This is a genomic window from Pedobacter sp. (assembly GCF_045627485.1).
Lineage (GTDB): Bacteria > Bacteroidota > Bacteroidia > Sphingobacteriales > Sphingobacteriaceae > Pedobacter.
The window spans coordinates 45,089-54,211 of sequence record NZ_JAZQNU010000109.1; the positions used below are offsets into that span (position 1 = coordinate 45,089).

Annotated in this window: 6 protein-coding genes; 5 read left to right on the top strand and 1 reads right to left on the bottom strand. The window is 41.9% G+C overall.

Going from position 1 to position 9,123, the window contains the following annotated elements; translation table 11 throughout:
• The first annotated feature begins 1 nt into the window (after position 1).
• From ACR2F3_RS08585 to ACR2F3_RS08595, 3 genes are all read left to right on the top strand, one after another.
• Complete coding sequence (locus ACR2F3_RS08585; protein ID WP_432709565.1) at positions 2–466, top strand: VOC family protein; 465 nt, start codon at positions 2–4, stop codon at positions 464–466.
• Positions 467–635: 169 nt separating this feature from the next.
• Positions 636–3,095, top strand: coding sequence for a TonB-dependent receptor domain-containing protein (locus ACR2F3_RS08590; RefSeq protein WP_432709566.1), 2,460 nt, complete (start codon positions 636–638; stop codon positions 3,093–3,095).
• Between the two features lie 40 nt (positions 3,096–3,135).
• Entirely contained in the window at positions 3,136–3,327 is a 192-nt protein-coding gene (locus ACR2F3_RS08595; protein WP_432709567.1) for a hypothetical protein, read from the top strand.
• Positions 3,328–3,346: 19 nt separating this feature from the next.
• Here ACR2F3_RS08595 and ACR2F3_RS08600 read toward each other — a convergent pair whose 3' ends face one another.
• Positions 3,347–4,894: an alpha-L-fucosidase gene (locus tag ACR2F3_RS08600; protein ID WP_432709568.1), complete on the bottom strand. Its 1,548-nt coding sequence runs from the start codon at positions 4,892–4,894 to the stop codon at positions 3,347–3,349.
• Between the two features lie 198 nt (positions 4,895–5,092).
• On the opposite strand from ACR2F3_RS08600, the gene ACR2F3_RS08605 reads away from it, so the two are divergent.
• The gene (locus ACR2F3_RS08605; RefSeq protein ID WP_432709569.1) at positions 5,093–7,537 is read left to right on the top strand and encodes a glycoside hydrolase family 95 protein; all 2,445 of its coding nucleotides are present in this window, start codon (positions 5,093–5,095) and stop codon (positions 7,535–7,537) included.
• Between the two features lie 36 nt (positions 7,538–7,573).
• Positions 7,574–8,878: a chloride channel protein gene (locus tag ACR2F3_RS08610; protein ID WP_432709570.1), complete on the top strand. Its 1,305-nt coding sequence runs from the start codon at positions 7,574–7,576 to the stop codon at positions 8,876–8,878.
• Positions 8,879–9,123: the final 245 nt, after the last annotated feature.

Sequence of the window (9,123 nt, forward strand, 5' to 3'; positions counted from 1 at the left end):
TATGAAATCTATATTTACTGTTTTTCTCTTTTTTCTCTTTTCCTTTCTTGCTATGAACAATGCCAATGCGCAGGCAGATCCCCCTGTTAGTGCAAAACTTAATCACATTGCTGTCTATGTATCAGACCTTGCTAAAAGTACAGCGTTCTACAAATCCCTGTTAAATTTGCCCATTATTGAGGAACCTTTTAAAGATGGTAAACATGTTTGGTTCTCCCTGGGATCTTCAGGTCAGTTACACCTTATCCAAGGGGAATTTGAAAACCAAAAGTTCAATAAGAATGAACATTTATGTTTTAGTGTGAGCTCCATCGGCGAGTTCATCAATAAACTGGATAAGCAGAAAATTGAATATAGCAACTGGCCTGGTACAGCGAAAGAACCAACCCTAAGAGTGGATGGTGTAAAACAAATTTATTTTCAGGATCCTGATGGACATTGGCTTGAAATAAACGACGCCCCGTAGTTTTTTTAGCATAAGTTTTAATGAGTGTATTTTTTTTAAATTCCTGTGTAACGAAATGCCAATAACAGGCATCTTATAAACAGAAATATCTAGTAAAAAAATCACTCATTAATTCACGTATTCCAAAAATACGCTACCAAGCGTATGTGGAAAACCTATGCTTAAAAAAATGAAAAAGTTTACGATTTTACTTTCCACCCTTCTCGGTATATGTAGCTTAGCATTGGTTAATGCTCAAACAAATATCAACACAGGGGCCATATCCGGTAAAGTACTGGATGAGAAAAGGGAAGCTTTTCCCTATGCTACCATAGGCTTATTGAATGCCAAAGATTCGTTGGCAATACAAGGTACTTTAACCAAAGAAAATGGCCAATACGAATTCAAGGATGTTTCTATGGGCAGCTACCTGGTATCTATTTACGTAGTGGGCTATAAAAAAGTGTTTAAAGGACCCTATGAATTAAATTCTGCCAAGTCTAAAATTCAGTTGGAGGCAGTACAGCTTGTACCCGATGCTAAACAATTGCAAGGCGTTGATATTGTTAAACAAAAACCATTGGTGGAAAGGCAGCTTGATAAAACGGTGCTAAATGTGGAAAATAGTACCCTTGCTGTAGGTAATACCGCATTGGATATTCTGGAGAAGTCGCCTGGTGTAAGCGTTGACAAGGACGGAAACATTAGCCTGCGTGGTAAGCAAGGCGTAACTATCATGCTTGATGGAAAGCCTACTTATTTGTCGTCAGAGCAATTAGCTAATTTACTTAGGTCTATGGAAGGTAGTGCCATAAAGTCCATTGAATTAATAACAAATCCTTCTGCTAAATACGATGCTTCCGGAAACTCGGGTATCATTAATATCAAACTGAAAAAGAATAGCAATTTTGGTACTAATGGGTCTGTATTCGCCGGTAGTGGATATGGTACTTACTATAAAGCCAATAGCGGTTTTACTTTAAACCACCGGAAGGCGAAGTTTAACGTTTTCGGTAATGTTGACTATGGTCGCAACAAACGTTTTAATTCTCTAGATATCTACCGTGTTAATAATACATTACTGGATCGAACCATTTTTGACCAGACCAGTGATAACATTAGAAACCGCAATAACAGTAATTATAAAGCAGGTATTGATTATTTTCTTAACGACAAAAATACCATTGGGTTTGTATTTACAGGTTATAACAGCAATGGTGATAGCCAGGCTGATATATTGACGCTCATTGGCAGTACGCCAGCAGTTGGCGACTCCTCCGTGGTAGGCAAGAATCTTTCAGATTCTAAATATACTGGTCAGACATATAATTTAAACTATAAAAGCAGTATCGATACCCTTGGACAAGAACTTTCGATTGATGCGGATTATGCGCGCTATAACGGCAGGGAAGTAAATGCTTTTGATAACCTGTATTTTGCTGGAGGGCAACAAACCAGGGCGCCTTATTTATTCCAGAACGGAACCCCATCTGTGGTTAAAATATGGTCAGGGAAGATTGATTACACGTATCCGCTCCAAAAAGACATGAAACTAGAAGCTGGTATAAAAACGAGTATAGTCACCACGGATAACGATTATCGATTTTTGAACTTCAACTCTGGAACTAATCAATGGGAGAACGATGTGACCAGAAGCAACCAGTTCATTTACGATGAAAATATTAATGCTGCATACCTTAATGTGAACAAAAAGTTCAAAGGTACAAGTGTGCAAATTGGACTTAGGGCCGAGCAAACGAATTCCAAAGGAAACTCAATCACCGAAAGTCGCATAGTAAAACGTGATTACTTAAATTTCTTTCCTAGTGTATTCCTGAACCAGGATTTGTCAAAAAACCATTCCATGGGTTTATCCTACAGCCGGAGGATCGATCGCCCTGACTATGGATCCCTCAATCCCTTCATTTATTATGTCGATTTGTATACTTATCAGTTCGGAAACCCATTTTTGAAACCCCAGTACACCAATTCTTTTGAGCTATCCTATTCCTTTAAGAAAACTTTAAATACAACTTTGGGCTATAGCCGTACCAGCGATGTAATTACTGAAGTGCTATTATCTGATACAGCTAAAAAGACCTTATTTATTTCCAATGAGAATCTTGCCACGCAGAAATCTTATAACCTTAATATCAGCTCTCCTTTGCCAATAACCAAATGGTGGAGCACAAATAATAATTTAACTGTGTATTACAACAGGTTTGAGTCACCTAGTCTTGCCAATGCTCCTTATGAAAGTGGCCGGCTGTCTTTTAATTTTAACACTAACCAAACCATTACCTTAAACTCCACAACCAATTTTGAATTATCGGGTTACTATGTTTCCAAACAAGTGTATGGCACGTTATTGATAGATCCCATGTATGCAATAGATATGGGGTTGAGCAAAAACTTTATGGACAAGAAGTTAAACATTAAGCTGGCGGCAAATGATGTGTTCAACCTTCGGGAAAGCAAAATTACCAGCGCATTGCCTTCACAGAATTATCTGGTGAAACAAAAATGGGAAAGTCAGGTATTTCGTGCCACGATCACTTACCGTTTTGGCAGCAATAATATTAAAGGGGCCAGAGAAAGGTCGAGCAGCGCTGATGCGGAGGCAAAAAGAGTAAAATCAGGAGCGCAGTAAAATTCGCACTGCGTTCCTGTTAAATGTTTACTTTTGATACATGGAAGTACGACTAGATAAGAGCAGCTTGCCTGAAGACAGACAGGAGGTTAAGTTTCAAACCACAATCGATGAAGATTATGGCACTTGGCAAGAAGGTATTTACTTAGCTAAGGAGGAATACATCGTGGTGTCGAGAACGGAAATTTACGATATGTGGGGTGATGTGGTACGTTGGGAGCCCAGAAATTAAATGAGGCTCCCACCACGCATTATTCTATTAATTTATAGATTCCGATTTCTGCAATTGTGGGGTTTAATCGCGAAGAGGTGATTCGCAGACGAAGCGTATCGGCAGTTACCGTAGGAAAACGTAATAACCTTTTAAAACCAACAGTGGTTCCTTCTGTAATCCTTTTCCATTCTCCACTATCCTTATATTCCAGAACAAAGGCTTCGATGCGTTGTCCAATCGATATATTTTCCTGTATAGCGAACACATCAAAAGTTTTTTGCCCCTGCAAATTAATCTCTATCGTAGCGGTAGTGTCTGTGCCTTGTGTAATCCAGTAGCTGTCGTAATCCAGATCACTTAGAGCCTTTGGTTTTTTACCGTTATTACTTCTGAAAGTTGCGCCCTTCATCAGGTTTGTTTGGAACGTTCCTGAAACTAGCTGATTCCATTCCTTAAGGTTTTTGTGGTCATTTTCATGAATCAATCCTCTTTTGTCAGGAGGAATATTCAACAATAAAACGCCATTCCTTCCAACAGAATTAAAATATATGTCCAATAGTTTTTCCGGGGATTTTACTTTTTCATCTTCCTCTGGATGGTAAAACCAGCCTGGTCTGATGGAAACATCTGTTTCAGCAGGGTACCATACCAGCTTGGTTGCACCCTTAATTTTCTCCCTGCTTCCAATATCGGCTGCCATCTGATCGATCTCAGGTTTAATAATCTCATTGGTCTGTGATCCTGCTGCAATTTGTTCTTGTGAAGTCATGTTCGTAGGCACCACACTCCATTCGGTAGCACGGCCGTAACCACTTTCGGTACCTACCCAACGTACATCCGGACCCATCACGGCAATTACAGCATCAGGCTGCAAATCCCGGATCACACGGTACCAACGCGGAAAGTCATATACTTGCTTTTTTCCGTTAGGCCCTTCTCCATTTGCCCCATCAAACCAAACCTCATCAATTTTTCCGTATTGTGTCAGTAGCTCAGTGAGCTGTTTAACAAAAAGGTCGTTATAAGCAGGAGTGCCGTAGCTTGGTGCGTTTCGATCCCATGGTGATACATAAACACCAAAACCTAAACCATATTCACTACAGGCGGCGGCCAATTCCTTAACCACATCGCCCTGTCCGTCTTTCCAGGGACTGCTTTTAACGGAATGCGCTGTCGTTTTAGTTGGCCAAAGGCAAAACCCATCATGGTGTTTAGCGGTCAATATAATTTGTTTAATGCCTGCTTCCTTACACACCCTAGCCCATTGTCTGGCATCGAGGGCTGTAGGGTTAAATGCCTTAGGATCTTCTTTTCCGTCACCCCATTCCCGGTTAGTAAAGGTGTTGATTCCAAAATGGATGAAGGCAGTAAGCTCTAGTTTTTGCCAGCGTAACTGCGCGGCAGTAGGGGTAACCTGTGCAGCTTTACGAATAATATCTGCTTCGGTATCATTTGGTGTAATGATGATGGATGGATTACTTTTCTGCAGACGCTGTGCTTCCGCGCATAGCGGAATACCCGCCAACACAAAGCTAACCATGGCTATTATACGTCGGAATTTGTACCGGTATTTGGTTTTAATCATCTTGTTCGTTCTATCTGCTTATGAAAGCAGGTGGATTTATATCTAGGTTGATTGTTTGGCTAAAACTAGGCAATTCAGTACAAATTTTAAACTTTGCCTGCAATTGTTTACCATAGTTATTGGATTAAAACATTAAAATATTTATCATTACGAAAAGGGCCTTGCATAGGTCTTCTTATATTTTATAGACTAAGAACCATGAAATTTAAGCGTTATATTGTATTTACTTTTGTTACCTTGTTTTCTGCAACCAATCTTCTTGCACAACAGGAGGCTCAACAGGTTACTTTTAAAAAGCCTGCTACACATTATCTAGAAGCATTGCCCATGGGTAATGGGCATATCGGAGCCATGGACTTTGGCGGTACAAACCGCAACAGGATCTTGCTTAATGAGAAAACACTTTGGTCTGGTGGTATTCAGGATGCAGACAGTGATAGTGCCCGCCATTATCTGCCCGCCATTCAAGATTTCCTGTTAAAAGGTGACAATAAAGCTGCACAGGAATTACTTCAGCAGAAATTTGTGAGTAAAGGCAATGGCAGTGGCTATGGTCAGGGCGCTAAGGATAATTATGGCAGTTACCAGACCTTGGGTGATCTGATAATTGAATGGAAAGATACCACCACCAGTGTAACCGGCTATCACCGGAAACTGCAATTGGACGAGGCCCTGGCTGCCACCACCTGGAAACGCAATAATACAACCTTTACACAGGAAACTTTTGTAAGCCTTGCTGGAAATTATATAGCAATAAGAATTACCGCTTCCCAAAAAAATAAAATTAACCTTTCCTTACAACTGGATAGAAAAGAAAACGCCAAATTTAGTCAGGAGTCCGGTTTTCTTTTAATGCAAGGACAATTACCACATAAAGATAAGCCAGGAATGCGCTTTGCAGCGGCTTTACGCCCGGTAGCCAAGGGGGGGCGAATTAAACAAACCAACAATAGGGTAGACATTATCAATGCAAATGAACTGGTCATTTACCTTACAGCGGCTACAGATTATAACTTGCTAAATCCGGCTAAACCATTAGCCGATCCGCTTCAAAAAGTAATTACAAGTCTTCCTCATCCTGCCAACGATAATTATGCGCAGGCTAAAGCCGCGCATGTAAAAGCTTTTCAAAGTTTTTACATGCGCAATAGCTTTTCCTTAAGTCACGCTGATCCCCAACTCTCAAAACTAAGTACATCAGAACGCCTGATTGCCTTTTCAAAAGGTACAACAGATGCGCAGTTGCCTGTTTTATATTATAATTTCGGCAAATACCTGTTAATTTCCAGTTCCCAGCCTGGCACCTTGCCGTCCAATTTGCAAGGGATCTGGGCTCCTGAATACCAGGCACCATGGAACGGCGATTATCATTTAAATATCAACCTGCAAATGAACTACTGGCTGGCTGAGCCCATGGGGCTGGGCGATCTGGCGGAGCCCCTTTTCGAGTTTACTGCAGGTTTAGTAGAGCCTGGTATGAAAACTGCAAAAGCTTATTACAATGCACCGGGCTGGGTGGCGCATGTATTGGCCAACCCATGGAAGTTTACTTCCCCGGGCGAGGGTGCCGATTGGGGCTCTACGTTAACCGGTGGTGCCTGGTTAGGTGAACACATCTGGGAACATTACCGTTATACCAAGGATGAAGCTTTTTTACGAAAATACTATCCCGTGTTAAAGGGCTCTGCACAGTTTTTATCATCAATATTAATTAAAGAACCAAAAAACGGATGGCTGGTTACGGCACCATCCAATTCACCTGAACATGCGTACGTCATGCCGAACGGATTTAAAGGTAATACCGCCATGGGACCAACGATGGACATGCAGATCTGCCGTGAAACCTTCGACTACGTGATTACTGCAGCAGATATTTTAAATGTAGACAAAGCATGGGCAGATTCCTTGAGGATAGTACGTTCAAAACTAGCTCCCTTGCAGATCGGGGCTGCAGGTGATATCAACGAATGGCTGGAGGATTGGAAAGATGGTGAACCTTTGCATCGTCATGTTTCTCATTTATATGGGTTACATCCTTATGATGAAATTACGCCATGGGATAGCCCTGAAATGGCAGCTGCCGCCCAGGTTACTCTTGCTCAACGTGGCGATGGTGGTACTGGTTGGTCCAAAGCCTGGAAAATTAACTTCTGGAGCAGATTAGGCGATGGTGATCATGCGTTTTTATTGCTCAAGCAATTGTTAAAGCCGGTTGGCTTAATTGATGGTATCAATTATGGTAAGGGGGGTGGTACGTACCCAAACCTTTTCTGTGCGCATCCTCCTTTTCAAATTGATGGAAACTTTGGTGGTGCTGCTGGCATTGTAGAAATGCTAGTGCAAAGCCATGGTAAAGACGAGGTAATTCGTTTATTGCCAGCTTTACCTTCAGATGCTGCGTGGCAGCAGGGAAGCTTAAAAGGTTTTAAAACACGCGGTGCTTTTAGTGTCGACTTCAACTGGAAAGCGGGCAAAGTGGAAAAGGCAACTTTGACTGCTACCCATGCAGGAACAGCTAAATTATACCTGCCTGCAGGAAAAGCAGTGGCAGATGCTGCTGGAAAAGTATTGGTTGAAAAAAAAGATCAGTCAACAGTGGTTAGTTTTGAAGTTACTGGTGGTGCCACTTATCACATCAGCTAAATAATTAATTCTTGTAAAAATCGTATATACCGGAAGTTGAAAAAAATAGTACTGTTTGTAGTGCCTGTTGCCATAGCCATTGGCTCTATGGTAGCATTATTTTTGGTCTTGCTCAATCTGGCCATCCAATGGCGCTTCCAGCATCCCTGGTTGTTATACTTGCTGCCCCTCGCCGGACTGGCCATTCACTACCTTTACCGGGGTGTAGGACGGTCGTCTGAAAAAGGAAATAATCTCATCTTGGAAGAAATACACAGACCTGCGGCAGGTGTACCTGGCCGTATGGCCCTGATCATTCTCCTGGCAACTGTAGTCACCCATCTTTTTGGTGGTTCTGCAGGCCGAGAGGGAACAGCTATTCAAATTGGTGGCAGCATTGCCGCAAAGTTTGGCCAGCGTTTTAAATTAAATAGGCAACAAAAGCGAACGCTTTTGACTTGTGGCATAGCAGCGGGATTTGGTGCCGTTTTCGGCACACCATTTACCGGCGCCATATTTGCTGTCGAAGTGTTAACACTGGGAAGGATAAATTTTAAGAACTTATTTCCTTGCATTCTTGCTAGTCTTGTTGCCGATGTTACAGTTACTGTCTGGGGTGTCCACCATACCGCTTATTACATCGATGAAGCTGTATCAGCCAGGTATTTATGGTATAACTTTTTTCCATTCAGCGTAGGGTTGGTCTTAAAGGTTTTCCTGGTCGCCATGGTGTTCGGTGCCGTCAGTTTAATATTTACTTTCTTAACCAGGCGTTTAAAAACTCTTTTAAACCAAATGATTCAGATGAAGTGGTTGATCCCTGTTTTAGGCGGTTTGTTACTGATTACCTATACTTTCATACTGGGAAAGCCAGATTATCTTGGCCTGGGAGTGGAACCCGAATATCCAGGTGCCGTCACCATTTCGAGTGCTTTTCAAGCTGGCGGCGCTGATTCCTGGAGTTGGTGGTGGAAAACTGTGTACACGGCAACTACGCTGGCAACAGGTTTTAAAGGTGGAGAGGTAACCCCCTTGTTTTACATCGGAGCAACACTCGGAAATACCTTGGCAACCCTTATTCATGCACCTATCAGTCTATTTGCTGCATTAGGCTTCCTGGCGGTGTTTGCTGGCGCAACAAAAACACCTTTAGCCTGCACAATTATGGGAATGGAAATCTTCGGCCCGGGGTATACGATTTTCTTTGCGCTAGCTTGTTTTATCGCCTATTTCTGTAGTGGTCAAAATGGTATTTATACCTCCCAAAGGCGCAGCCGATATAGCGTTAAACCGCGTCCCAAAAAACTTGTTGATAGATTTTTACGTTATATCCACATTAAACTGGATAAATACAGGTTTTAATTCTCTGGTCAGAAAAAATCAAAGTAATTTAGCAAGCTTAAATTTGCTTTGCCCAGACGATCATTATGGAAACAACTAAAAAGGAAAAAAAAGCAAGCATTTTTAGCTTACTCAAGCCTTATCGGCGGCTGGTTTTCCTCCTTATTTTTCTTGCGCTGCTTAGCAACGGTATCAATTTGCTCCTGCCAACCATCATTGCGGGTGGTATCGATGACTACACTAACGGGCTCTTTGAGCTTTAATCC